The sequence below is a fragment of the Geomicrobium sp. JCM 19055 genome (assembly GCF_000698185.1).
In the GTDB taxonomy this organism is placed as follows: domain Bacteria; phylum Bacillota; class Bacilli; order Bacillales; family Marinococcaceae; genus Geomicrobium_A; species Geomicrobium_A sediminis.
Map to the genome: position 1 here is coordinate 1 of NZ_BAXL01000004.1, position 25654 is coordinate 25654.

Genomic DNA, 25654 nt, shown 5'->3' on the forward strand with positions numbered 1-25654 from the left:
CTTGCACCACGACCGCCCCGTCTTGCACCACGCACCCCTTGCCTTGCACCACGACCGCCCCGCCTTGCTACACAAATCTTATATCTTAAGAAGCAAGCTGTTTTAATTCACTGTCCATCGGGTAATCATGATACGTATGTAACTAAACTATTGGCGGTGTCGACTTTGTTTGACTTCTTAGATTTTCTTCGTTTACTTATGTCAGCTTTTATTATTTTACCGATTGTTTCTCTCATTCGAGAGGCTGGGTATTATGCAGTTGTTTCAATGTTTGGTGCTACGAATAAGCAAATTGTCATCGGCTGTGGGCCTGTCTTATTTCGCTTCCCTTCAATTGAAGTGAGACGGTATTTCTTTATGTTTAGTTGGTGTCATTATGATGAAATTAAACCTAATCATAAATTTTGGCATGCCTTTATCTACGCATCTCCAATGCTCAGTAACATTGTCGCGGCAATCATCGTAAACGTATTACTCGGACTCGAGCTTATGCCTGGCAGTGAGACATTATGGAATACATTTTTGTTTTATACCTTTTATTTCGTTCTTTTTGACGCCTTACCGGTCTACATGCCAGATGGTCAACCGACGAACGGTCGGGCGATTTGGGACTTGTTCCGACACGATCGTTGGTACACTTCCGATGAACGACAAAAAGAAGAGCATACAGAACGTACAGAAGAGCAAGAAGAGACGATTGAAAACCGCGACCGCGATGAACGTGAGCGCGACGATCACCGGGAACCTGAGCACGCCTAAAACTTGTGGTAATCATCTTGATCCCACTTCAAGGCGCGCTCTTCTCGCGTCTCTCCAGTTACACCATCCAAGACAATAGAGCGATGAAACTCACCGATCCTAAGGGAAACAAGAATCATAGGCTCGTAAGCAAGAATAATCTCCTCTCGGTCATAACTTGGTCGTTTCCCTACATATTGGCGGTTCCAATAATTTTCTAGATCAACCATATAGGGTCGTAGAATTCGCTCATTTTGAATAACCGCTTCTACGATTGGGACTGAATGATCAACATTGTCAGTAAGAGAAGGGAGCGCATCGATTTCAGTGCGGTATCCCGACACTGCATCAATAAATGCATACACACGCTCCTCTTTTGGAGGAAACAATCCCCTTTCGCACGTTCTCTTAAATGCAACGAGCCAACAAGGATGATAAAACTTCATGTTCTCAACGATGTAATGACTAAACTGAGTGAGCATCGCTTGACGTTTTGCTACTTTATCTAGGCTTTTGTAAATGGATACGTGTAGTTGATCGGCAGAAAGCTCAGAAAATGTTCCGATCATCTTAAGGTCGTTAATCGCCATCACAGCACGCTCCTCTCGTCTATACCGATAGATTCTCCTTCATTTCGCTCAGTTCCTTTATCGAATGACCGCTACTTTTGTCGTAACATTCCTTTCGCTTTCAATCCGTTAGCAGGGAATTCTTCACTATAAATCGAAATTACCAAGGATAGTACGATTAAAAAGGTGGACAGACATGGATATTCGACATTTAACTTACTTCATTGAAGTCGCGAAGCATTCAAGCTTCACGAAAGCAGCCCGCACCTTACACGTATCTCAACCTTCTCTAAGTAAAACGATTAAGCAACTTGAGCGAGAGTTTGACGTACCGTTATTCTATCGTTCTTCAAAAAAACTCGAATTAACCGATGCTGGAGAAGCGGTATTAAAGAATGCCCAAAACGTCATTGATGCTTTTCAAAATTTGCAAGCAGGAGTGACCGATCTTGCAGACATAAAAAAAGGCCAAATCCGAATTGGACTGCCGCCGATTATTGGAGCCGCTTTCGTCTCTTCTCTCATTAGTTCATTCATCGAAGACTTCCCGCTCATCGACTTACGCTTAAGTGAGGTTGGAAGCATCGCGATAAAAAAAAGGCATTACTGAAGGCTCACTTGATGTTGGGTTCATTTGCAATGTTCCTTTGCAAGGGGAAGATTTTGAATGCAAGCAAATTCTTCATGACCCCCTTGTAGCGGTCATGCACCACGACCACCCATTATCGTTAAATGAACACATTCCTTTGAAAGCACTTGAAGAAGAACACTTTGTTCTTTATCGCAATGACTTTTCATTGCATCGCTCAATTATTGAAGAGTGTTTACGACAAGGTTTTTTTTCCAAACGCTGTATGTGAGAGTTCTCAGAAAGATTTTATGCTACAAATGGTTGAAGCGAAGCTCGGGATTGCCTTACTTCCTGAACATATCGCAAAAACGATGCAATCCCATGTACTTTCTTATGTTCCACTAGAAGACAATCCGCTTCACTTAGAGCTCGTGATGATTTGGCGTAAAGATTCATACTTACCCTTTGCTGCACGAACATTCATTGAAGAGGCCAGCTCATATTATTCAACCGCACAAAAAGAAGCTAGGGGCTCCTAGCTTCTTTTGTGGTTCGTGTTAGTTTGTTAGCTCTTTAGATAGTTCAACAATATAACGTAGTTTCTCCCACTGCTCTTCTTCCGTTAAGATGTTACCGTGATGAGTCGATGCAAAGCCACATTGAGGGCTTAGACAAATTTGCTCTGCAGAAACGTGTTGTTTCGCTTCTTCAATACGTTCTTTAATCGTCTCTTTATCTTCAAGTTCCCCATGCTTTGATGTGAATAAACCGAGTACCACTTGTGGGCCATCACTCGGAATGTGATCGAGTGGACCGAAGTCACCAGAACGATCATCGTCGTATTCTAAGAAGAAGCCGTCCACATTTTCTTTGGCAAACAATGTGGGTGCAATCTTTGCGTAGCTTCCTTTAAAAGCCCACTTTGAACGATAGTTTCCACGGCATAAGTGCGTCGTAATCACTAAGTCTTCTGGTTTATTTTCAAGCACCGCATTTGCTACTTTTAATGCGTGTTCAATTAAGTCTTCTCTTGAATAACCACTATCATTAAACGGAATGTCATCTGAATTAAGTCCAGCGATATACACATCATCGAGTTGCAAATAACGACAACCCGCATCATAAAATGCTTGAATAGCATCGCGGTACGTTTGAACGATGTCTTCTGTGTACGCGTCTAGGTCTGGATAAATGTCTAGATTACGAATTCCCGCATTAAACAATTGATTCGGACTCGGAATCGTTTGCTTTGCAACTGCACGATCTCCGACAATTTCTTTGAACTGAATAAATTCTTTTACGTGCGGGTGATCTTCGTTAAATGAAATCTTACCAATCACTCTTACATCATAACGCTCTGTTTCCTCGCCTTTGAATTGGAAACCATGGTCAGGCACGTAACCTTCGATTCCGTTTAAGTGCTCAAGAAAATCTGTATGCCAAAAACGACGGCGGAACTCTCCATCTGTAACAGCTTCTAGACCCACTTCAATTTGCTTATCAACAACTCGAGTAATCTCTTCGGTTTCAATGTTGTATAACTCTTCAGCGGTAATGTTACCTGCTTGAAAATCTTTTCTCGCAATATGAATTCGTTCCGGACGTAATAGGCTTCCTACGTGATCTGCTTTAAATGGTGCGTGCGTTGCTGTTTTTGTCATGATAATCTCTCCTCTATGTGTGTAGTCTCCTAGTTTTAAGCGATCAATCAACAATCGTTACGAACAAAACCCCCTCTTCTTGTAATAAGAAGAGGGGGTAAATGGTTGCCATTCATCCGACTCTTCTCATCTTTGTAGTATCGCTACTACTGGAATTGGCACAGTACTTAAAAAGTCCGCTGCCGAGGTTTCAAAGGGCCAGTCCCTCCACCTCTCTAGATAAGAAAAATGAATTCATTGAATTTATTAAATCTAATACTAACATCCACAAAATGATTGTCAACAGAAAAGTATATTTTTATTGAATATTATTTCAATGTAATTGTTTCGTCAGTAGGTATTGCCGGTCATTCATCGTTTTCACGTTCTTTTTGCTTTTTGTCACGATTATAGGTTACGAGTTCTTCTGATTTTACGTTCTCTTTATCTTTTTTTCGTGACCATTTCTTCAGACCGAATCTTCTTACCAGATAACTCTTCTGATTTTACTTTATGTTGATCAGACATCTTCTTACCTCCTTGTTGCACTCATCGTTACAATTCAGCTTTGACGTCTAAGCTGCATTGTATTCCATGAACTTATAGTAGATTGATTCCATACCTGACTAAAGCCAGAATGGCGATTACGATCAGGATGACTACTGTAAAAATAAACATGCCATAGAAGACAGCGCCAACACCGTGAGCAACATCGAGCCCGACTTGTTTTAATAAATGTCTTATTCTACTCAATCGAAAACACCTCAACGATTAGAACTTAGTTCATTAAATTATAACAACGAAACGCTATAGACATAACCTTTTGCGCCAATTATTTGACTACAACTCATTCTTTTCGCTTAGCCATCGTAGTGCAATCCTCTTGATCGTCCTCCCAGTTATTGTTCAATCAGACGAACGTTGCTACCATAATGGGTGAAATCAGGAGGGGATTTTATGGGAAAAACAAAAAGATTTTCCATTTTTATGGGGAGCACCTTACTCGTTGGGATGCTAGCAGCCTGTGGGGATGATGAGGAACAATCGGCAGATCCAGTCGATGAGGAAACGAATAACGAAACAAATGAAAGCGATTCAACAAGTACATTTACTGTGTTTGGAACGACTGATATTCATGCTCACCTTTTGCCTTATGATTATATGAATGATGAAGAAGACTCAACAATTGGATTAACGAAAGTATACTCTCTTCTCGAAGAACTTCGTGAAGAGTATCCAAATCATATGCTTGCGGATAACGGAGATACAATTCAAGGGAGTATTTTAGGCGATATGCCTGCCCAAATTGAACCACTTGCAGATGATGAGTCTCACATCGTGATGGATGCGATGAATGAGATGGGATACGACGCAGCTGCACTTGGAAATCATGAATTTAACTTCGGTCTCGATTTCCTTGATGAGACGATGGAAGATGCAGATTTCCCATGGTTATCGGCCAACGTTGTTGAGCCTGGCACTGAGACGCCTGTCTATGAGCCGTACACCATTGTAGAACAAGAAGTGGACGGTGAAGTGCTTAATGTAGGCTTTATCGGGTTCGTTCCACCACAAATTATGAGTTGGGACGCTGCACACCTTGAAGGTGAAGTCGAGACGTTAGAAATTGCAGATGCCGCTGAGAAATTTGTGCCACAACTTCAAGAAGAAGGTGCAGACCTTGTCATTGCACTTGCTCATACAGGCATTAATGATGGCGATCGTATGAGTGAAAATGCCGCACTATCCATTGCTGAAGTTGATGGCGTGGACGGAATGTTACTTGGGCACCAACATAACCACTTCCCAAGCGAAGACTATGAAGGTGTTGACGGTGTGGATGTAGATGCAGGAACAATCCACGGGGTACCAGCAATGATGCCAGGCTCTTGGGGAAGCCACCTCGGCGTGTTAGCTTTTGAATTAGAGAATGCTAACGGAGAGTGGAATGTCGTTTCAGCGACTTCTGAAATTCAAAGCACTGAAGATCAACCTTCACACGAGGGACTTGAAAACCTCGTCATGGATGCTCACGAAGCGACGGTAAGCTACGTAAATAGCCCCGTTGGCGAGATTACTGACGATATCCATACATTCTTCGCACGTGTTGAAGACAATGAAGTTGTACAGTTAATTAATGACGCACAACTCGATTATATGGAACAAATGCAAGCAAGCGGTGAACTAGAAGAAGACGTTCCCCTTCTATCAGCTGCTGCCCCGTTTAGAGCAGGACGCGGTGGTGACTTTACGTATGTTGAAGAAGGTGACGTTGCCATTCGTGACATGAATGACGTTTACGTCTTCCCGAACACATTGCACGTCGTTGAAGTGGACGGCGATCAACTGAAGAACTGGTTAGAATACTCTGCCCTTAACTTCAATCAAATTGATCCAGATGAAAACAATGAGCAAGCATTGATTAATGAAGACTTTGCAAGCTATAATTTTGACGTCATCGAAAACGTTACCTACGAAATTGATGTCACGCAAGATGAAGGTGAGCGAATCGTTGACCTACAACATGAAGGTGAAGACGTAACGAGCGATGACCGTTTCTACGTCGCGACGAACAACTACCGTGCTGGTGGCGAGGACCATCTTGATAGTTCAGTAGAAACTGTCCTTGAGACGACGGACGAGAATCGCCAAGTCATTATTGACTACATCGTGAATCATGACGGTGCCTTGAACGTTGAACGTAGCAACAACTGGCAGATCACGCCATTTGAATCTGCTGGAGAAGTCATTTTCGAAACTGCTTTAGAAGCACAAGACGCAAGTGACGATCACGAACGTATTGAATTTATCGAAGAAGACGGCGACGGCGCAACATTTAGCTTCAACTAAAGAAAAGGGGACAGTCCCCCACCACTGCACAGAATTAACGCAGTGGGGGACTGTCCCCTCTGTTTGTCATGAGTAGAAATTCAACGTCTGTTTCGCCGTAATTCATGAATGTCATTTCGGTGTTAAATCCGAACTTCTTGTAGAGAGTAACGGCTCGTTGATTCCACCTCGCAACGCTTAACCGAAAGAATTCTGGCGCATACAATTCTTCACCTACGCTAAGTCCGAGTTCAAAAAAACTGAAGTCCATACCCTTGCCCTGTGTATACCGGATTCATACCTAAGCCAATATCGATTGGGCGTTGATCGTCGTAACACCCTTCTCGCTTTCCACCCGGTACTTTTGCACTTTCACCATAGCAATAGAAACCAAACACATCATCTTCTGCTGTTACAACAACATAGTAGTTACCGTTAAGCAATTCATCTTGTTGCTCTTTACTCTCACTCAAACTGTATAAAGAGTACGGAGGTTCATATGTCCAACTCATAATAATGGACGCCTCTCGCTTACTCATCGGCAACACATTTAGCTTCATCGCTTTATCCTCCGATACGATGTAGGAGTTACTCCAGTCACTTTCAAGAACGTTCTGCTAAACGTCGAGCAGTACGTATACCCGACTTGCTTCCCTACTTGAGCAATGGAATGATTCGTCTCAATTAATAAATCCTTCGCCCGTTCAATTCGGTAATCTTCCAAGTAGACCCGAGGCGTTTTCCCCGTTTTCTGCTTAAACCATTCTACATAATACACAGGATGAAAATGCTCTATGGACGCCAAACTTTCTACTGTAATCGGTGAAGAAAACTGTTCATGAATATGAGCAATTGATGCGTATTCATGGGTAGATACTTTTTCTTTCATTATAGCAACAAGGTGAGGAAGTAAGTGGCCTTTTGCTTGATTTGTATTCTCGAGTAGTAGCTGACGAATCGCGTGCCAGGATTGATCTTTCTGAAACCTTCGCTCACTTCGCAAGTCTTTCGTATCAACGTAAAACTGCGGAAGATCGACGACTAGAAATTCGTTATAGCCCTTGCAGTAAAACGAATGTTCCAAATTCTGAGGGAGTAGTACAATGCTCTTATCCTTCAACGTCAGTTTCCCATTTACCGTCTCAATTTCCATAGAGCCTTGTAATGGAAATAAAATTTGCGCATACGCATGACGATGTGTGTACGGTTCTTCCCGATACGTTCGCCTCTCACAAATCATCGATTGATTGTCTGCTCCCAAAGCCAATCCTCCTCATTCTCTCATTACGTTACAGTGAGCGAAGCTCTCATGCCTACCATTCAATCAAAGCGCATTAGACTTCTTTCATTTCTTCGATTAATTCACTAACACTCGTTACTTTACGATCGCCATAAGCGACAGCACCATTATCAAGATCAATATAAATTGCCTTCATTCCCTCTGCCTTTGCAGGAATAATCTCGTTTAAATAATTGTCCCCAATGCTTAGTGTCTGTTCAGTAGTCACATTGTACCTTTTCATAATCGAGATAAAGTGCGCCCTCGTCTCCTGTGGCTTCATCGCATTTGTAACGACTTCGTGAAACACGCCTTCTAAATGAAGAAGCTTGAGCAAACGCTCTACATCATCATCTGTACTGTTCGTAAGTAAAACAATTGATTTCTTCTCTTTCAATGACAATAATCCTTCACGAAGTCCTTCGATAACCGATAGTGTAAACGCATCCGTTGCCATAAACTCTTTCGTTTTATGATATGCCGGCTGAGGATCTTTCACACCGTAATGTCTCGCCGCTACATTTGGGAGCCACCATCCATCACCGATTGCAATGACCTGGTCGAAATCGTACTCTACTGGCCCTTCGTGAATCTCTCTCCAGGTGGAGTCTGCCACTTTCTCCCCTTCCCATGTTACGACACGCTCAATGTTTCCTGTAAAAGGGTCGACGTCTAAAACCCAATCGTTTTGCACATCATAAGCCTTTCCAATTGAAACTGCGTGATTTCCTTTTTTTCATATGTTCATAGTCGCTAAAAAACGACAGCTTGTGCTCTTCGATGACTTCCTCTGATAACGTTTTGGCATAGTAATCGAAATGATCAGTATCTTCATATAATGTTCCATCAAGATCAAATATAATCAGTTCACTTTCTTTAAAAAGGTTTGTCTCCATGTTGTCCCCTCCTATGCTTTGATTATAAAGTAAAGGATTTTGTTGATATCGTCAATTTTTCCTATGTAAATTGTTAATTTGCTCTAGATTTAAACAATTCAATATAAAAAACATGAAATATTGTGGTAGAATAGTGGGGGTTATTACCAATCATGTTGGTAAATCTTACATATTACGGGAGGGGGAAATCGTCATTATGAGAAAATTTACCATTGCAAGTACAGCAGTGCTCATGACTACGATTTTAGCAGCGTGCGGAACAGGGGCAAGTGACTCGCCTGACACGCTTTCTATGGGGTTTGTTCCATCACAAGATGCCGATGAGTTGGCAGATACTGTCCAACCATTAGCAGATCGCTTATCAGAAGAACTTGGTATGGAGGTTCAAGCAGAAGTTGTTACGAACTATGTTGGTTTAGTCGAGGCTATGGGGAACGACCAAGTCGACATAGGTTCTTACCACCACTTGGATTTGTTCAAGCAGAGCAACTACACGATGTTGAAGTGCTATTGAAATCCGAACGTTTTGGAGATTATGAATACTTAGCACAATTCAACGTTCGTGCTGACAACGATGAGATTGACAGTATCGAAGACTTAGTGAACTCCGAAGGCCTCGTTTGGCATATGGCGATACGTCATCTGCTGCCGGATTCTTGTTCCCAGCTAACGAATTAATGGATGCTGGCGTTGAAGATCTTAACTCACAGTTCCAACATTCTCAAGTCGGTGCACACGATACTGCTTTGATGGCAGTCCTTGACGGAGATGCAGACTTCTCCACCTCATTTGATGATGCACGTGATAATCTTGAAGACGATTATCCAGACATTAAAGATGACATCAAAGTAATCGGTTATACACAACCAATTCCTAACGATACAATTTCAGCTCGTCCTGGACTTGATGAAGATTTGAAAAACCAAGTCATTGAAGCCTTCTTAAGCTTTAATGATGATGATGAAATGTTAGAGGTCCTTGACAGCATTTATAACTGGACAGGCATTGCAGAAGCAGACTCTGCGGATTACGAAGTCGTTCGTGATACGTATGAGCGTTTCCAAGAAGATGTTTCATTAGATTAATGATAGGAACACACAAAAGGGAGTGCGCAAGCTCTTCCTTTTTTTTAGAATCAATCTTTTAATAGAAAGTAGGAGAAACGCAAATGATCGAATTTAAAGACGTTTCTTTAACCTATCCTAACGGACACCAAGGACTCAAAAACGTCAATCTAAAAATCGAACAAGGCGAAATGATCGTGGTTGTTGGCCTTTCTGGCGCCGGAAAATCAACGCTCATTCGCAGCATTAATCAACTCGTTAAACCGACATCTGGTGAATTAATGGTAGACGGGAAGAACTCACTTGCATTTAACGAACGCGACCTCCGCAAAATGCGAACCGACATCGGTATGATCTTCCAAAGCTACAATCTTGTGCGACGCATGTCCGTCCTGCGCAACGTGCTTTCTGGAGCGCTCGGACGAACGAGTACGGCACGAAGTATATTTGGCTTATTTAAGCATGAAGATAAACAACTTGCCCTTCGTAGTCTAGACCGAGTAGGAATTGCGGAGAAAGCTTATTCGAGAGCGGATCAACTGTCGGGTGGTCAACAACAACGGGTGAGTATTGCACGCGCACTCACTCAGAAGACGAAAGTATTCCTTGCGGATGAACCCGTTGCCAGTCTTGATCCTCCAACATCACATATCGTTATGAAAGACTTAAGGAAAATTAATCGCGAAGACAACATTACGATGATCGTCAACTTACACTTTATTGATATGGCGATGGAATATGCAGATCGTATTATTGGCATGCGTAATGGCGAAGTCGTTTTTGATGGTCCTGCATCAGAAGTTACTGAAAAAAACGTTCGAAGACATTTACGGTCGTCCAATTAAAGAAGACGACAAAATGAGTGAACAAGACGAGGAGACGGCTGAAAACGAAACAGCTAGTCATAAAGAAGGTGATTCCGCTTGACGCCTGCACCGAAAATGGACAAAATTCCAATCTTACCTCGTCGTTCTAAATTAAACATTTTATCCATTCTCGCCGTAGTAGCTGGTCTCTACATTGCAGCCGCTTATTTAACAAATGCTGCTCCTGACCGAATCATTAACGGATTACCACAGATTATTAATTTTGTTTTCGGAAACTTAATTCCACCAAATTGGGGCTATTATGACACAGTTGCTTCAAGTCTACTTGAAACGTGGAACATTGCACTGCTTGCAACGACGCTATCGGTCATCTTCTGTTTACCGATTGCCTTTTTATCTGCATCGAACGTGAACCCGAGCTCTATTCTTTACAATGCTGTTCGTTTTTTTTATGAATGTGTTGCGTACCATTCCTGATCTCGTTCTTGCAGTTATTTTTGTCGGTCTCGTTGGACTCGGTGCAATGGCTGGTGTGTATGCGCTATTCTTCTTTAGTGTAGGTATCTTGCGAAACTTATTAGTGAGACGATTGAATCCATAGATCCTGATCCGCTTGAAGCGATTCGCTCCACGGGTGGAAATACGCTCCAAGTTATTTGGTACGGCGTTATGCCACAAGTGTTGCCTCATTACATATCTTACAGCTTATATGTATTAGAAATTAACGTACGAGCTTCAGTCGTTCTTGGTTTTGTCGGCGCTGGTGGTGTCGGTCTCATACTCAATCAACAGCTGAACTTCTTTAACTACGGGAATGTTTCTCTCATTATCATTATGACGTTTGTTGTTGTTACGTTGATTGATATGGTGAGCATTCGCTTGAGAGAGAGGATCGTCTAATGAGAGAAATCGAAATTACGAAGCCAAAAAAGCCACCAATGTATTGGGTTAAGCTCGGCGGTATTGTTGCTTTTATCATTATTGCTTACTCGATCGCTTTTACAAACCTTGATCTTGACTCAGCATTTCGCTGGGAACAAGCGTCTACGATGTTACAGCGCCTCATTTTAGGTCCGTTTACCGATGCGGCGGCAATTGAGCGTATTCCTGAATTGTTTATGATGATGATGGAGACCGTTGCTATTGCTTACGCGGGTGTACTCGCAGGCTCCATTTTAGCCATTCCATTCGCATTCTTTGCGTCTAGAAATATTGCAAAAAGAGGTTCAATTGGAGGAAAAGGCGTCTTAAACGGAATTCGGTCATTCCCAGAATTGCTTTTTGCCATCATCTTCGTATCTGCTGTCGGTATTGGGCCACTAGCTGGTGTCCTGGCGATTACGATTAACTCCGTCGGGATGCTCGGGAAGCTTTATTCCGAAGTCATTGAGTCGATTGATCAAAAACCTCTAGAAGCATTACGAGCGAGTGGTGCTGGTAAAATCCAAGTCATTTGGTACGGTGTACTACCGCAAGTGTTACCTGAATTTATGAGCTATGCGTTATATCGTTATGAAATTGATTTACGATCTGCAACGGTACTTGGAATGGTCGGTGCCGGAGGACTCGGTGCCCCGTTAATTATCGCATCACGTTCAAGAGAATGGGAACAAGTCGGTATGATGTTGCTCATCATCATCGTTGTCGTCACGCTCGTAGACATTCTCAGTCGTAACATCCGAAAACGCATCGTTTAACTTCCTGAACCTAAGAAGAGTACTCTTCTTAGGTTTTTTTATTCGTCCGAACACCAAGTAAATAATCCGTTCATCAATGAATCAATGAAACTTTCCATCTAGTAACTTAATCTTTTACCCGCTTAAATACAAACTAAAACCGTTTTTATCCATGTAAGTTATTTACACTATGGTAAAGTGACGGTAATTCGACATGAAATCTATGTAAATATGTAATAAAAGTTGGATAATGACGGAAATAGGTTACAATGAGATTTCAAAACGATTAAATAGCAGAATAACCCTTGTACCCCTCCGATTCTGTTGTTAAGATGCAACTTGTGGATTGAGATAACTACTAACAACCACTAGGAGGGTAACAATGAAATCTATTAGAAAGATTGCTTATAGCCTCGGTTTCACAGCATTCGCTGCGGGATTTGCTTTCATTACAGCACCTACAGCTGCAGATGCTAGTGATTTCAACACAGACCTAGAGAACAGCTCAGACGTAGAACTACTACAAGAAACGTTAATCGATAAAGGCTATTTAAATGAATCAGAAGTTACAGGGGAGTATGACAGCACAACTACAGATGCTGTACAAGCATACCAGTCTGACTTCAACCTATTAAGTGACGGCATCGCTGGCACACAAACACTCGGAGCACTTGCTGCTCTATCATTAGAAGATGAAGGCGAACTCGTTGAAGACTTCAATCAAAACTACAAAACAAAGGGTTTGACCCAGTATATGTAGATGGAATCTTCGGTCCACGCACTGAAGAAGCCGTACGTGATTTCCAATCTGCAGCAGGTATTAGCGTTGACGGAATCGCTGGCCCTGACACTTTCGGTCAGTTAATGTACAATGACGCACCCGTTGCAAACAACAATCGCAGTGAAGAAGAACCAGTAGCTAAAGAAGAAGAGCCTGCTGAAGAAACACAATCTGAAGAAACTGTAGCTTCTGAATCCACAGAACCAACAGAATCAACTGAAAGCAGTTCATCAGAATCTGCTAGTTCTTCAAGTGAGTCACCTGAAGGCACAACAATGACAATGGAAGCAACAGCTTACACAGCTGATTGCGAAGGTTGCTCAGGAATTACTGCAACAGGAATTGACCTTCGTAACGATCGCAATGCAAACGTAGTCGCAGTAGACCCTAATGTTATTCCACTCGGTTCAACAGTTTATGTTGAAGGATACGGAGAAGCAATTGCCGGAGACACTGGTGGCGCGATTAATGGAAACAAGATCGACCTTCACATGGCAACAACTGAAGAAGCACTTAACTTCGGTCGCCAAAGTGTTGAAGTAACAGTCTTAGACTAATTCTATAACACAACCTCTGATGCCCTGTGCATCGGAGGTTTTTTTGCGTTCGAATAATTTCCGAAATCCATCTCTTTTTTTCATCGCTTTAGAAGATTCTTCGATTATACTTAGATTAACAGAAGGAATCACGTTATTTTTCCTATTATTTAGAATAAATAATGTTCAGGGGTGAAATCATGGTAAAATTAGTTGACAGTACAGATCGACAATTATTAAAAGCACTCCAAGAAAATGCACAAATTGCAAATGTTGATTTAGCAAAGCGAATTAACTTGTCGCCATCTGCCACTCACACACGCCGTAAGAGACTAGAGAGTGAAGGAATTATCCTAAGCTATGAAACAACGATTGACCGACAAGCATTAGGCTATGATTTACTCTGTTTTATCTACATCGCAATGAATGCGCATCAACGAGACGATATTACTCAATTCCAACATAATGTCACTTGCCTGCCAGAAGTATTAGAATGCCACCATGTTACCGGAGAATACGATTATATCCTCAAAGTCGTACTAAAAAAACACGAATGATCTCAAACATTTTATCGTTGAAAACCTAAGTTCCTTGCCTAGTGTGACGAGAATTCAAACGACCGTTTCTTACGGTGAAGTGAAGCAAACGACTGCACTACCACTCTAATTCGTAGGGGGATTTCAAATGAGCCAACAAGTAAAGACAGGCATGCAACACTACATTGAAATTGGACAACAAAAGCAACAAGCTGAGCAACAATACCGGGAAAAAAAATGCGCAAAAAACGTTTTGACACGATTGCTGCCCACGGGATGTACAGCCTTGAAGAAGCTTCTTCGAACTATGGAAGTACGATGGAGCCTCTCGTCATCTCTCCAGCCCAACATTTTGAGAACTCCGACCATCTTGAGGCGGCATTGTCTTATGCAACTCCTGCGTGGGGATATACACGTATTCATAACCCTTCGCTTCATTATTTAGAAGAAACGTTATCTCTTTTAGAAGGATACGGGTATCATGGTGAAACAAATGCAACTGTAACAAGCTCTGGGATGTCTGCAATTTTCATGGCCACTCAGCCCTTTTTAGAAAATCCCGTATCGGGTGTGAACTTTATTGCAGATGCAAAGTGCTATGGCGGTACGTTTATGCTATTTAACGAACGTTACCACAAAGAGCGGAATATCGATGTGCGTTGGATTGAAGATTCATCTGATCTTTCTCATTGGGAACGTTCGATTGATGAACATACGCGCTTTCTCTATGTAGAAATGCCATCAAACCCAAGCTTAACTGTTGTCGATCTTGAAGGTTTATCAGCACTTGCACATCACCACAATCTTCCTTTAATTGTCGATGCAACGATTGCTACACCTGCGCTCATGCGTCCCCTTCGTCACGGTGCTGATATTGTCATCCATTCGTTAAGTAAAGCGATCGGTGGCAGTGGTTCAGCAATTGCTGGTGCAATTATTGCTAAGAACCACATTACGACGAAACTTGACAATGACGACTTAAAGGCAAACTTCACAGGGTATTTAAAGCTTTGGCCAATGCGCGATCACGGACCAGCATTATCTCCGATGAGTGCTCATTTTCTACTCAATGACATCCGCACACTTCGTACACGCGTAGATGCAATGAGTAAAAACACATTAACCGTTGCCAAGCATTTAGAAAGTATCCCATCAGTAGAATCCGTTTATTATCCTGGTCTCCCATCAAACGCAGGCCATACGACAGCAAAACGTTACATGCAACTGGTCGACCACCCTGAACAATCAAACCGGTATGGACACCTAATCAGCTTTACAGTGGCAGGTGGCGCTCAAGCAACAAGGGACACACTTGATCGACTCTCGCTCATTTGGCGGGCAACGGACCTTGGACGCCACAAATCCGTTGCTGTTATCCCTTCAATTTCGACCCATCAACAACAAGGAGAAACGGGTCGCTCGCTTGCATCAATTCCAGCGAATTTGATCCGCTTATCCATTGGCATGGAACATCCTGATGATCTTATGGCCGATTTAGAGCAAGCACTTCAATAAGCAGCTTTCAACTGTAGTAGAAACCAGTTACTCTTTGTAACTGGTTTTTTATTTTCTAGCATACCTATTTTCTTTTTAATTTTCATAAATTGATTGACATCAATCTGCATTTTACATAGACTAAAAACATAAACTCTATATTTCATATGAATTTAATCGGGAATGAATCGGAGGATACTAATGAGCTTAAACATTTCATTTGACCATGTAATCCACTACATTAATGACGCTCATGAGCTCAAAGATGAGTGGTTAAATAAAGGCTTTCATGCAGTTGAAGGCGGCCGTCACGAACATCGCGGTTCATACAATACGCTTCTTCATTTCGGGATTGAATACATCGAATTTTTAGCGATTGATGATTTCGAACTTTTCAAGCGTGTCGGTGCACAGGATGTAAAAGATAGTCCATTTTATGCAATCGGTGACGATCAATTCGAAGAAGGGTTCTACAAGGTATGTATACGAACGAGGAACTTAGATGCTTTAGCTGAACGCTTCCGTGAAAAAGGGCTTCAAGTGAATGGTCCTGTTCCTCTTAGCCGAAAACGACCAGACGGTACGCTTCTCGAATGGTCATTGTTATTTGTTGGTGACGAATCTTCGGATTTACCTTTGCCATTTTTCATCGATTGGCATGAAACAGATGAAGAACGAATCGCTGGTTTAAAAGACGCCAACGTTATTCATTCTCATGAAGCTGGCAACACATCAATTACAGGCTTTACGATGGCGGTTCACGACGCAAAGCAAACAGCCGATAATTGGTCAACATGGTTTGAGCTAGACGTAGAAGAACCTGCTTTTGACGAGACGCTTAACGCGACTGTTTATACAGTAAATTTACCAGGGGCAAAGTTGCATTTCGCCGAGCCAAAAGGAAACGGCCTCGTTCAAGACACGTTAACGAAACGAGGAGAGCGACCGTTTGAGCTTCGCTTACACAATGCGAACAACGTAAGCTCCTTCACGACAAAAGGTGCCCATTATACAATCTCAGGAGGAAACAACCATGCGTAAATCAACACTGATTGTCGGTTCATTTTTACTAGCAAGTGGAGGCGTACTCGCTGCTTGCGGAAATGATACCGATTCTTCTGAAGCGAGTGGAAATGATACCATTCGCATCGGCTTTCAAACAGGTAATACATTAAATGTACTTCGTGATAGCGGTTATCTCGAAGATCGAATTGAGGAAGAGGAACTAGATGTTTCTGTAGAATGGATTGAATTCGACCAAGGTAATGCCGTTATGGAAGCCTTGTCTACGAATAACATTGATTACGGCAACGCTGCTGACGGACCAGGGATTTTCGCTCAAGCGCAAGGTCGAGAAATCGTTTACGTCGGTGCTAGCCTTCCCCATGAAGAAGGCGTTGGGATCATGGTGCAAGCAGACTCTGGAATTGAATCAATCTCAGATCTTGAAGGGAAAAGCATCGCTGCACTAGAAGGCGGAAATCATCATTACCTCGCATTACTCGCACTCGAGAATGCAGGAGTTGCTATTGATGATGTTGAGTTCCGCTATATGGGAGACGCTTCACAAGGTCGTGCAGCACTTGAAACCGGAGAAGTTGATGCGCTTGCCTCTTGGGATCCGTTCTTTGCAGGTGTTGAACACACCCTTGATGTAACAACACTTGATGATGGGGTTACTGATTATCCGAACCGTACGTTCTATTACGCGACACCTGAATTTGCTGAACAATCACCTGAACTCGTTCAACTCGTATTAGAAGAAACAAACCGCTCAGACCAATGGGCAAATGACAATCCCGATGATGTTGCAGAGCTTCTCTCTGGCTTGATTGGTATTGATAAAGAAATTCTAGATACAGTTGTAAACCGTCGTGATTACGGTGTTGAGAATATTAATGAAGAAATTATTGCTGCTCAACAAGCACAAGCTGATGATTATTACCGATACGAACTCATTCCAGAGGAAATTGACGTTTCATCAATCATGCCACTTGAACCTGCTTGGGCGTCTGACAACATTGAGTAAGAAGTAGGTGGCCGACAATGTCAAACACATTCCAAAAACAAATATTACCTTGGCTATTACCGTTTGTCGTTTTGATCGTATGGCAAGTTGTTTCAATGTTAGAAGTTGTATCGCCAAGCCTGTTCCCGGCTCCAACGGCTGTACTTGAATCCTTTTATGATTTAGTCGTTTCAGGAACATTGGCTGAGCACATTCAAATTAGTCTCTATCGTGCCTTTGTTGGTTTGATCATCGGAGGAAGTATCGGGTTATTACTCGGAATTCTAAATGGATGGTCAAAGTGGTCGTTTTTCACATTTGATACTTCCATCCAAATGGTTCGAAACATCCCCCATCTCGCGTTATTGCCTCTTGCAATCGTGTGGTTAGGAATCGGTGAGACATCAAAGATCTTCCTCGTCGCACTTGGGGTTATGTTCCCGATCTACATTAATACGTTACACGGCATACGTAGCGTAGATCGAGGCTACGTTGAGATGGGCCGTATGTACGGCTTACGAGGGTGGCAACTATTCCGCCACGTCTATCTACCAGGTGCTCTGCCTTCCATCTTCGTTGGGTTACGGTACGCATTAGGTGTGATGTGGTTAACACTGATCGTTGCAGAAACGATTGCAACGAGCGATGGACTCGGTTATCTTGCAATGAATGCACGTCAATTTATGCAAACAGACATTATTATCGTCACGATTATTATTTATGCGTTGTTTGGTAAATTGGCCGATATGATTGCTCAGGTCGGTGAAAAGAATGCCCTTCGTTGGCATCCAAACTATCGGAAATAGGAGGAGCTGTTTTGACGAACTCAGCAGAAGAACACGGTGTCAGAATTAACGTCTCACAACTCCAAAAATCATTTGGAGACAACGAGGTATTAAAAGACGTCGATCTCACCATAGAAAAAGGTCAATTTATCGCGATTGTCGGGAAGAGTGGTAGCGGTAAAAGTACACTATTACGTCTCGTTGCCGGACTTGAACAACCGTCAAGCGGTACGCTATTGTTTGATGATCAAACGATTAAGAAAACAGATGCGAGTGTCACGATGATGTACCAAGACTCTCGACTGCTTCCTTGGAAAACTGTTATTGATAACGTAGGGCTTGGACTTAAAGGCGATTGGAAAGACCGGGCACTTTCCGTGCTTCAAGCAGTTGGACTTTCCGAGTTTCAAAAAGAATGGCCTGGTACGTTATCTGGTGGTCAGAAACAACGAGTCGCTTTAGCAAGGGCGCTCATTCGTGAGCCAGACTTACTCATGCTCGATGAACCCCTTAGCGCATTAGATGCACTGACACGAACGGAAATGCAAGATTTAATAGAACAAATTTGGAGAGACAATCAATTTACATCTCTTCTCGTTACCCACGACGTTCGAGAAGCAGTTAAGCTTGCTGATCGCATCGTGTTAATTGAAGACGGTGAAATTACGCTCGACCTTGAGAATCCGTTGCCAAGGCCACGAGATGTCACCGACGAACGACTTGTTGCACTCGAAAAACAAGTAACAAGCAGAATACTCGAAGAAGAACCTTCAACAAGCCATTGAGAGATTCCCCTCTCAATGGCTTTTGTTCGTTAATAAGACGAGCTCTTCATTGCTATTCACAAAAACAGATTGCCATTGCCTATTCGAGCATTAGAGAAACTTTTATAGTCATAAATGCTCAATGCACTCTGTGCTTTTTATCACATTCTATAATAAGTAACTAAGTACTAGTTTTTGCACCTCCACCCTCTCTAGCCATCAATGACCTGCTTCCCACGTAATAATTGACTAAAACGAATGTAACTAAGTTATCCAACTTTTACCTTATAACTCTTAAGCATAAAAGAAGTTAGATTAGTTAAACTTTTATGAATGTTATACTATTTATCTATCATCTCAAGGAGGGGTTTTTATTGAAAAAGAAGGCGGTCTCATCGATTACGAGTGCAGCAATGGTTGGTTCTCTCATCCTAATGAACGTGCAGCCTGCATCCGCAGAAGAGCAATCGGTTCCTGTAGACTTAGCAGAGCATGGAATGGTCGCAAGTTCACATGACCTCGCCACTCAAATTGGCCAGCAGTTTCTGAGCGAAGGGGCAAATGCCGTTGATGCAGCGGTAGCGGTTCAGTTTGCATTGAATGTTGTAGAACCACATATGTCCGGAATCGGTGGTGGTGGATTTATGATGGTCTATGACTCAGACACGGGTGAAACGACGATTGTTAACAGTCGTGAACGTGCTCCACTTGGTGCTACTCCCGATATGTTCCTTGACGAAGACGGGAACGTCATTCCTTTTGCAGAACGTTCAACAAGCGGTCCAGCGGTCGGCGTACCTGGAACGTTAGATGGGGTGAATGCCGCACTTGAAGAATGGGGTAGTTTCGAATTAGAAGAACTCATTCAACCTGCAATTGATTTAGCTGCAGATGGCTTCCACATTGATCGTCAACTTGCCGATGCCATTTCCGATAATCAAACGAAGTTGCTTAACAGCACAGCCAAACACGTATACTTACCCGATGGCGAACCTTTAGAACAGGGAGATTTTATCATTCAGGATGATCTTGCTCATTCACTTAACCTCATTCAAGAGCATGGTCTAGATGTGTTTTATCACGGTGAAATTGGAGATGCCATCGCAGAAACCGTTCAAACATATGGTGGCACAATGACTAAAGACGATATCGCACGTTTCAACTCAACGATTGAACAACCGGTTTGGGGAGAATACAACGACTATTCTATTGCAAGTATGCCTCCACCGAGTTCAGGTGGTCTCACCTTACTACAAATGCTTTCTATCCTAGATGGCTTTGATATTGGACAATACGATCCAAGAGACCCGATGCGCTACCACATTCTAGCTGAAACGATGCGTCTGGCTTATGCAGACCGTGCTGAGTACATGGGTGATCCAGAGTTTGTTGAAGTCCCATTCGACGGGTTGCTGCACCCTGAGTACATCGAGCAGCGTCGCGACCTTATTCCACTTGATCGCTCTTCAGAAAACGTCGAAGCTGGAGATCCTTGGGCCTTTGATGAGCGTAAGGATGACTCGCTTGTCAGCCAGTATGAAGATCAAGACGGCATGGGCGAAACCACTCACTTCACGGTCACTGATGCCGACGGGAACATGGTGAGCTACACGAGTACGATTGAATCCTTGTTCGGTACTGGAATTATGGTCCCAGACTATGGAATTATGCTTAATAATGAATTGACCGACTTCGATGCTGTACCAGGTGGTGCGAATGAAGTTCAACCAAACAAACGTCCTCTCTCAAGCATGACGCCAACGATCGTTTTTGATGGTACTGGCGAGCCTGTCATGAGTGTTGGTTCTCCAGGTGGTCCTCGTATTATTAATGCTGTATTCCAAGTCATTACAAACGTACTTGATCATGGAATGACCCTTGAAGAAGCCGTTGATGAACCGAGAATTCATAGCATGGGCGCGAAAGACATTACGTACGAAGATACGATTCCAACTTCTGCAATTCGCGCTTTAGAAGAAATGGGCCATGAGTTTAACACACAAATGGCAATCGGGAACGTCCAAAGCATCCGAGTTACGAGCGAAGGTCTTTACGAAGGTGTCGCTGATAAACGCCGCGACGGTGCCTCACTTGGACTGACTGTTGATGCAACCTCCATGCGTTCTTTAGTACGTGAATTAGAAGCAAACGAGGAGATCGAAAGCGCTGACGTGGCTGATGAACTTTACCGTGATCTTTCCGTCATTCGTCTGTTTCAACTGCACGGCTTCACACGTGAAATTGTGAGCCATACCGAAGCCTTTCAAGACACAATCGATGCCCTTTATGAAGAAGGAGAACTATCATTTAAAGTACATCGTATGCTCCACGCACAAGCATCCATCATTATTCATTACGCATAGAACCTTCCTTCGTCCACTTTACTGGTTGTAAAGTGGACGATTTACGTAGTAAAACAGGAATTGGCATATGTTGTTAAAATTCCCTATAATAGAGCAATACATGTTTGAAGGGGTGAGGCACATGTTCCGTACAAGAAAATTACCATTGCAATTTCGAGTCATGATCTATGCGATGGCGATGCTATTTGGCACCATTTTATTAGGCGGAATATTTGTAGCTTCTCACAAGCTCAACAAGCAAGACAATCCTTAGAAGATCAAGTGTTGTTGAGTGCTAGTCACCTTGCAGAAAGTCCTATGGTTGTTGAAGCGTTGCAGGATGACTACGTTGACGAAACATTACGTACAATGCTTCAAAAATTACGTGTTGAGAATGACTTACTTTATATTGTCATTGTCGACATGACAGCTACACGCCTCACACACCCTAACCCATCAGAAATTGGGGAATTATTTGTAGGTGATGATATCTCCGATGTATTAGAAAACGGGCATACATATACATCAGAATTTGAAGGTACTTTAGGACCCTCACTACGTGCATTTACACCGGTTAACAATCTTTCAGACGAACAAATTGGAGCAGTCTCTGTCGGCATTTCGACTGATCGGGTCGACGCCTATGTATCTGATCATTTAAGTTCGCTTTTCATTAGTGTTGGCATTAGTTTGATGATCGGAATAATTGGGTCATTTTTCCTTGCCAAACGTATTAAACAATCACTCAATGGCATGGAGCCAGAAGAGATTGCCCACCGTCTCAAAGAACGTGAAGCCATGCTTTCAAGCGTGCAAGAAGGGGTCATCGCAACAGACCAAAGCGGGATGATTATCGTAGCAAATACTTCTGCTAAATCGATCTTTAACTCGAAGCTAATTGGTTTGTCAATATATGATGCATGGCCTGACTTACCAATTAAACAGCAATTAGAACAGCAACAAATGGCGAAAGACGAACTTCACCACTATCAATCAACAGAAATGATTACGAATCGAATACCCGTGATTGTGAATGAATCGACAGTAGGTACATTGATTACATTTCGAGATAAAAGTGAGCTAGACCATTTGGTAGAACGACTTGCAGGTGTTGAAAATTATGCTCAACAGTTACGCATGCAAACACATGAATTCATGAACAAACTCCACATCATCGGTGCAATGGTGTGTACAGAGTCTTATGATGAACTTGAAGAGTACATCGAGACACTTTCATCATCCTATCAAGCTGGTGTGAATGAAGTTGGGAAATATGTGAAAGACGTAACTTTAGCAAGCTACCTTTCTAACCAATTGGAACGACTTCATCAATCGGGTGTTCAAATTACCGTTACTGGTGAAGGAGCTTGGCCAGAACTACACTATTCGAGTCAATTGGACACATGGATTACCGTCATTGGAAATGCGTTAAATAACGCCTATGACGCCATAAATCAACAAACCAATCGAAAAATCACACTACGGTTCTCAAGTGAAAGCACAAACCTTGTGCTTAAAATTAGCGATAATGGTAACGGGTTTACAAATGAGCAATTATCAACCTTTAAGCAACAAGGTTTTTCTACAAAAGGAGCTGACCGAGGGTTTGGGTTAACGATTATGCTAAATGCCATTACTACTGCCAATGCACGTATGAATTTAATAGTTTAGTAGGTAGAGGAACAACGTTGAAAGTGAAAATCCCATATAAGAAAAAGGAGGATTAGTGATGTATTCCATTGGAGCAATTGATGATGAACCATTAATTATTAAATTTCATGAGCTTTACACGGATAAAGTTAATGGCTATGTGTGGAAAGGTTCTGCAAACACATTGGCTTCAGGCAAAGAAATGATCTTAAACAAAAAAATTAGATTTGTTATTGCTAGATATATACTTGGACCAAGAAAACGGCCTCCAATTATTACAGTTCATACGTAATGAGAATATTGACCTTGACGTAATTTTAATTACTTCAGCAAATGATTTGGAATCCATCACTCTCGGGAAAAGGTATGGAGTTATTGATTTCCTCGTGAAACCCTTTACTTTTGAACGTTTCAAAGAAGCATTAGAGCGCTACCAATCCTTTCAGAAACTTGCAAAACCGTTAAATCAACAAACGGAAATTGATCAACTTTTTCATGACCAAAGATTCGAAGGATTCTTACCTAGAGACCTTCCAAAAGGGATCACAAAAGAAACAGCGATACGAGTTCTCCATGCTTTTAATGACTGTACAACTTGGTTGACTACCGCCCAACTTTCAGGTCAAACCCAGATCTCTCATGTTTCATTGCGAAAATACTTACGTTTCTTTAGCGAAACTGGTTTGCTTTCTAAGGAAGTGATTTATCAATCTTCCGGTCGACCTTTACAACAATATCAACTTACAAGCAAAGGAGAAGAAATAAAACAAAATGGTTTCATTTAATTAAAAAAAGCTAGTCGAAACGTGTCTAAATATGCAAAATGTAAGTAAGCGTTTTCAATCGACATCAAGGAGGGATATTTTATGAAATCAACCTTTATAACGACTTGGAATAGTTTATGGAGACAACACAATCGCACGAAAGACCTCCTAAACATTTTCTCTTATAAAAAAGACATCGACAAAGCTGCTGAACAACGTAAAAACAAAGAAGAAGCAGATACGACAAACGGTTCAGAGCCACCTTCTTCTACAAATCAGCCTAAAAAGGCGTATTCAAAAGCTCAAATGATCGGGCTATTACTCGGTCCAACACTGTTTATTCTCACAATGGCTTTCTTCAATCCAGAAGGTCTGGCTTCAGAAGCAAGAGCTGTATTGGCGGTTACATTGTGGATTGCGACTTGGTGGGTCACCGAAGCCTTGCCGATTCCAGCAACTTCATTACTGCCTTTAATTTTGTTACCGACTACTGGTGCTCTTGAAGGAAGTGCGGTTGCCTCATCATACGGTGACGATGTTATCTTCTTATTCCTTGGTGGTTTCTTCATTGCTACAGCGATGGAAAAGTGGAACTTACACAAACGCATGGCTTTATTAATTATTTCTTTAATTGGAACAAGCACACAAAGAATTTTGCTAGGGTTTATGGTAGCTACCGGATTTATCTCAATGTGGGTATCTAATACCGCAGCAGTTATGATGATGATTCCGATGGGACTTGCAATTACCGCTCAAGTAGCTTCTGCATTAAAGGACAAGCCTGAAGAAAAAGACTTTCCAAAATTCGAAAAGTCCCTTATTTTCGGTATCGGTTATGCAGGTACGATTGGTGGCGTAGGTACACTCATCGGTACACCACCAAATATTATACTTGCTGGACAAATGCGAGAAATTTTCGGAATAGAAATTTCATTTGCTACTTGGATGTTATTCGGTATTCCAGTTGTTGCAATTATGCTTTTCTTCACTTGGTTCTATCTTGGTAGAATTGCTTTCAAAACCGAAATTAAATCTCTCCCAGGTGGTAAAGCCGTTATTCAAGATGAGCGAAAAAGCCTAGGTAAGACTTCTTATGAAGAATGGATGGTAGGAATTGTTTTCCTATTCGCTGCATTTATGTGGGTAACACGTACCTTCTTCTGGGATTATGAGAACGGAATTATCTTAAATATTCAAGGTTTAAGTGATGGTCTAATTGCAGTGCTCGCTGCTGTGTTACTTTTCTCCATCCCAGCAAGTCGAGCAAAGGGTGGCCGTATTCTAGTATGGTCAGATTCTAGAGACATCCCTTGGGGCGTATTATTACTCTTCGGTGGTGGTCTTGCGATTGCTCAAGGATTTACTGCATCCGGATTGTCAGACTGGCTCGGTCAACAACTGACGATTCTAGATGGATTTAATTTATTAATTATTATCTCTGCCGCTACAATTCTCATTATGATTTTAACTGAGATCACATCGAATACTGCTACAGCTACAATGATTTTACCGGTCGTTGCAGCACTAGCAATCGCTCTTAATGTTCACCCGTTCGCACTCATGATTCCTTGTGCAATGGCTGCGAACATGGCATTTATGTTACCTGTTGGTACGCCACCAAATGCGATCATGTTTGGAACAGGCAAGCTTAAAATAATCGAGATGGTAAAAACAGGATTCTTCGTAAACATTGTTGCAACCATAATCATTATTTTCGGTGTCTACTATGCTGTACCACTCGTATGGGGAATTGATTTATCAGTATTCCCAGAATCACTTCAATAAAAAAATCTCCCTTCTTGGGAGATTCAGATTGTCGAAAAAGTGCTGTTCTTATATAAATGAAGTAGAGAGTTAATGAATTTGTAGATTTTAAAGTGTTGAAGTTATACATTTTACTTTTGC

30 protein-coding genes, 2 pseudogenes and 1 riboswitch are annotated in these 25654 nt (G+C 42.1%); of the genes and pseudogenes, 24 read left to right on the plus strand and 8 right to left on the minus strand.

The genetic code is table 11. The features are described from left to right. A partial coding sequence (locus JCM19055_RS04570) for a hypothetical protein (protein WP_265181807.1) occupies positions 1 to 759 on the plus strand: 759 nt, incomplete at its 5' end. Here the strand turns inward: JCM19055_RS04570 and JCM19055_RS04575 are convergent. Then, positions 756 to 1328: a hypothetical protein gene (locus JCM19055_RS04575; RefSeq protein WP_042358762.1), complete on the minus strand. Its 573-nt coding sequence runs from the start codon at positions 1326 to 1328 to the stop codon at positions 756 to 758. The genes JCM19055_RS04570 and JCM19055_RS04575 overlap by 4 nt on opposite strands. Before the next feature lie 175 nt (positions 1329 to 1503). On the opposite strand from JCM19055_RS04575, the pseudogene JCM19055_RS04580 reads away from it, so the two are divergent. Beyond that, positions 1504 to 2417: pseudogene (locus tag JCM19055_RS04580) on the plus strand (LysR family transcriptional regulator). Positions 2418 to 2435: 18 nt separating this feature from the next. On the opposite strand, the gene JCM19055_RS04585 reads toward JCM19055_RS04580, so the two are convergent. Both JCM19055_RS04585 and JCM19055_RS27065 read right to left on the minus strand, forming a co-directional pair. Beyond that, positions 2436 to 3539: a 5-methyltetrahydropteroyltriglutamate--homocysteine S-methyltransferase gene (locus JCM19055_RS04585; protein WP_042358764.1), complete on the minus strand. Its 1104-nt coding sequence runs from the start codon at positions 3537 to 3539 to the stop codon at positions 2436 to 2438. Positions 3540 to 3662: 123 nt separating this feature from the next. Further along, positions 3663 to 3765, minus strand: a riboswitch (SAM riboswitch). Positions 3766 to 4118: 353 nt separating this feature from the next. After that, positions 4119 to 4271 carry a hypothetical protein gene (locus JCM19055_RS27065; RefSeq protein WP_193745308.1) on the minus strand — a complete coding sequence of 51 codons (153 nt, stop codon included), beginning with the start codon at positions 4269 to 4271 and terminating at the stop codon, positions 4119 to 4121. Positions 4272 to 4475: 204 nt separating this feature from the next. Here JCM19055_RS27065 and JCM19055_RS04595 point away from each other — a divergent pair, with 204 nt between their 5' ends. Further along, positions 4476 to 6368, plus strand: coding sequence for a bifunctional 2',3'-cyclic-nucleotide 2'-phosphodiesterase/3'-nucleotidase (locus JCM19055_RS04595; RefSeq protein ID WP_042358766.1), 1893 nt, complete (start codon positions 4476 to 4478; stop codon positions 6366 to 6368). 34 nt (positions 6369 to 6402) lie between these two features. On the opposite strand, the gene JCM19055_RS22775 is transcribed toward JCM19055_RS04595, so the two are convergent. The 5 genes from JCM19055_RS22775 to JCM19055_RS22785 form a co-directional block, all read right to left on the minus strand. Further along, positions 6403 to 6618, minus strand: a complete 216-nt coding sequence (locus tag JCM19055_RS22775; RefSeq protein WP_052365926.1) for a hypothetical protein — start codon at positions 6616 to 6618, stop codon at positions 6403 to 6405. Further along, complete coding sequence (locus tag JCM19055_RS22780; RefSeq protein WP_052365927.1) at positions 6599 to 6907, minus strand: hypothetical protein; 309 nt, start codon at positions 6905 to 6907, stop codon at positions 6599 to 6601. Before JCM19055_RS22780 ends, JCM19055_RS22775 begins: the two co-directional genes overlap by 20 nt. Next, positions 6904 to 7608, minus strand: a complete 705-nt coding sequence (locus tag JCM19055_RS04605) for an AraC family transcriptional regulator (protein WP_052365928.1) — start codon at positions 7606 to 7608, stop codon at positions 6904 to 6906. Before JCM19055_RS04605 ends, JCM19055_RS22780 begins: the two co-directional genes overlap by 4 nt. A gap of 73 nt (positions 7609 to 7681) precedes the next feature. Further along, entirely contained in the window at positions 7682 to 8320 is a 639-nt protein-coding gene (locus tag JCM19055_RS04610) for an HAD family hydrolase (protein ID WP_052365929.1), read from the minus strand. Between the two features lies 1 nt (position 8321). Beyond that, positions 8322 to 8522, minus strand: coding sequence for a hypothetical protein (locus tag JCM19055_RS22785; RefSeq protein WP_052365930.1), 201 nt, complete (start codon positions 8520 to 8522; stop codon positions 8322 to 8324). A gap of 196 nt (positions 8523 to 8718) precedes the next feature. Here JCM19055_RS22785 and JCM19055_RS31265 point away from each other — a divergent pair, with 196 nt between their 5' ends. The 21 genes and pseudogenes from JCM19055_RS31265 to JCM19055_RS04690 all read left to right on the plus strand — a co-directional run bounded on the left by JCM19055_RS31265 (position 8719) and on the right by JCM19055_RS04690 (position 25534). After that, positions 8719 to 9036, plus strand: coding sequence for a PhnD/SsuA/transferrin family substrate-binding protein (locus tag JCM19055_RS31265; protein WP_370542998.1), 318 nt, complete (start codon positions 8719 to 8721; stop codon positions 9034 to 9036). Positions 9037 to 9142: 106 nt separating this feature from the next. Continuing rightward, positions 9143 to 9607: a PhnD/SsuA/transferrin family substrate-binding protein gene (locus JCM19055_RS31270; protein ID WP_370542999.1), complete on the plus strand. Its 465-nt coding sequence runs from the start codon at positions 9143 to 9145 to the stop codon at positions 9605 to 9607. 83 nt (positions 9608 to 9690) lie between these two features. Beyond that, positions 9691 to 10513: pseudogene (gene phnC, locus JCM19055_RS04620) on the plus strand (phosphonate ABC transporter ATP-binding protein). Continuing rightward, positions 10510 to 10890 (plus strand): ABC transporter permease, encoded by a 381-nt coding sequence (locus tag JCM19055_RS28495; RefSeq protein WP_265181808.1) that lies wholly within the window; start codon positions 10510 to 10512, stop codon positions 10888 to 10890. Before phnC ends, JCM19055_RS28495 begins: the two are co-directional and overlap by 4 nt. Continuing rightward, entirely contained in the window at positions 10865 to 11014 is a 150-nt protein-coding gene (locus JCM19055_RS28500; protein WP_265181809.1) for a hypothetical protein, read from the plus strand. The genes JCM19055_RS28495 and JCM19055_RS28500 overlap by 26 nt, the downstream gene beginning before the upstream one ends. A 20-nt stretch (positions 11015 to 11034) precedes the next feature. Next, positions 11035 to 11313 carry an ABC transporter permease subunit gene (locus JCM19055_RS28505; protein ID WP_265181849.1) on the plus strand — a complete coding sequence of 93 codons (279 nt, stop codon included), beginning with the start codon at positions 11035 to 11037 and terminating at the stop codon, positions 11311 to 11313. Next, entirely contained in the window at positions 11313 to 12110 is a 798-nt protein-coding gene (gene phnE / locus JCM19055_RS04630) for a phosphonate ABC transporter, permease protein PhnE (protein ID WP_052365931.1), read from the plus strand. Before JCM19055_RS28505 ends, phnE begins: the two co-directional genes overlap by 1 nt. A 361-nt stretch (positions 12111 to 12471) precedes the next feature. Next, a complete protein-coding gene (locus tag JCM19055_RS04635) occupies positions 12472 to 12849 on the plus strand; it encodes a peptidoglycan-binding domain-containing protein (protein WP_042358767.1) in 378 nt (125 codons plus the stop codon). Between the two features lie 104 nt (positions 12850 to 12953). Then, positions 12954 to 13427 carry a 3D domain-containing protein gene (locus JCM19055_RS25175; protein ID WP_081833434.1) on the plus strand — a complete coding sequence of 158 codons (474 nt, stop codon included), beginning with the start codon at positions 12954 to 12956 and terminating at the stop codon, positions 13425 to 13427. Between the two features lie 179 nt (positions 13428 to 13606). Next, positions 13607 to 13963 (plus strand): Lrp/AsnC family transcriptional regulator, encoded by a 357-nt coding sequence (locus JCM19055_RS04645; RefSeq protein WP_052365932.1) that lies wholly within the window; start codon positions 13607 to 13609, stop codon positions 13961 to 13963. A gap of 216 nt (positions 13964 to 14179) precedes the next feature. Then, positions 14180 to 15457 carry an aminotransferase class I/II-fold pyridoxal phosphate-dependent enzyme gene (locus JCM19055_RS04650; RefSeq protein ID WP_052365933.1) on the plus strand — a complete coding sequence of 426 codons (1278 nt, stop codon included), beginning with the start codon at positions 14180 to 14182 and terminating at the stop codon, positions 15455 to 15457. Positions 15458 to 15637: 180 nt separating this feature from the next. After that, positions 15638 to 16477, plus strand: coding sequence for a VOC family protein (locus JCM19055_RS04655; RefSeq protein WP_042358769.1), 840 nt, complete (start codon positions 15638 to 15640; stop codon positions 16475 to 16477). Beyond that, complete coding sequence (locus JCM19055_RS04660; RefSeq protein ID WP_042358770.1) at positions 16470 to 17465, plus strand: aliphatic sulfonate ABC transporter substrate-binding protein; 996 nt, start codon at positions 16470 to 16472, stop codon at positions 17463 to 17465. Before JCM19055_RS04655 ends, JCM19055_RS04660 begins: the two co-directional genes overlap by 8 nt. A gap of 17 nt (positions 17466 to 17482) precedes the next feature. Further along, a complete protein-coding gene (locus JCM19055_RS04665; RefSeq protein ID WP_042358772.1) occupies positions 17483 to 18250 on the plus strand; it encodes an ABC transporter permease subunit in 768 nt (255 codons plus the stop codon). Between the two features lie 11 nt (positions 18251 to 18261). Next, entirely contained in the window at positions 18262 to 19014 is a 753-nt protein-coding gene (locus JCM19055_RS04670; protein ID WP_152549756.1) for an ATP-binding cassette domain-containing protein, read from the plus strand. Positions 19015 to 19322: 308 nt separating this feature from the next. Continuing rightward, on the plus strand, positions 19323 to 21356 hold the full coding sequence (gene ggt / locus JCM19055_RS04675; protein ID WP_370543000.1) for a gamma-glutamyltransferase: 2034 nt from the start codon (positions 19323 to 19325) through the stop codon (positions 21354 to 21356). 121 nt (positions 21357 to 21477) lie between these two features. Then, on the plus strand, positions 21478 to 21609 hold the full coding sequence (locus JCM19055_RS28510) for a hypothetical protein (protein WP_265181810.1): 132 nt from the start codon (positions 21478 to 21480) through the stop codon (positions 21607 to 21609). Between the two features lie 14 nt (positions 21610 to 21623). After that, positions 21624 to 23006 carry an ATP-binding protein gene (locus tag JCM19055_RS04680; RefSeq protein WP_265181811.1) on the plus strand — a complete coding sequence of 461 codons (1383 nt, stop codon included), beginning with the start codon at positions 21624 to 21626 and terminating at the stop codon, positions 23004 to 23006. Between the two features lie 58 nt (positions 23007 to 23064). Further along, positions 23065 to 23277, plus strand: coding sequence for a hypothetical protein (locus tag JCM19055_RS22790; protein WP_052365934.1), 213 nt, complete (start codon positions 23065 to 23067; stop codon positions 23275 to 23277). Further along, on the plus strand, positions 23234 to 23770 hold the full coding sequence (locus JCM19055_RS22795) for a response regulator (RefSeq protein WP_193745309.1): 537 nt from the start codon (positions 23234 to 23236) through the stop codon (positions 23768 to 23770). Before JCM19055_RS22790 ends, JCM19055_RS22795 begins: the two co-directional genes overlap by 44 nt. Before the next feature lie 81 nt (positions 23771 to 23851). Further along, complete coding sequence (locus JCM19055_RS04690; RefSeq protein ID WP_042358774.1) at positions 23852 to 25534, plus strand: DASS family sodium-coupled anion symporter; 1683 nt, start codon at positions 23852 to 23854, stop codon at positions 25532 to 25534. The last annotated feature ends 120 nt before the right edge of the window (positions 25535 to 25654 follow it).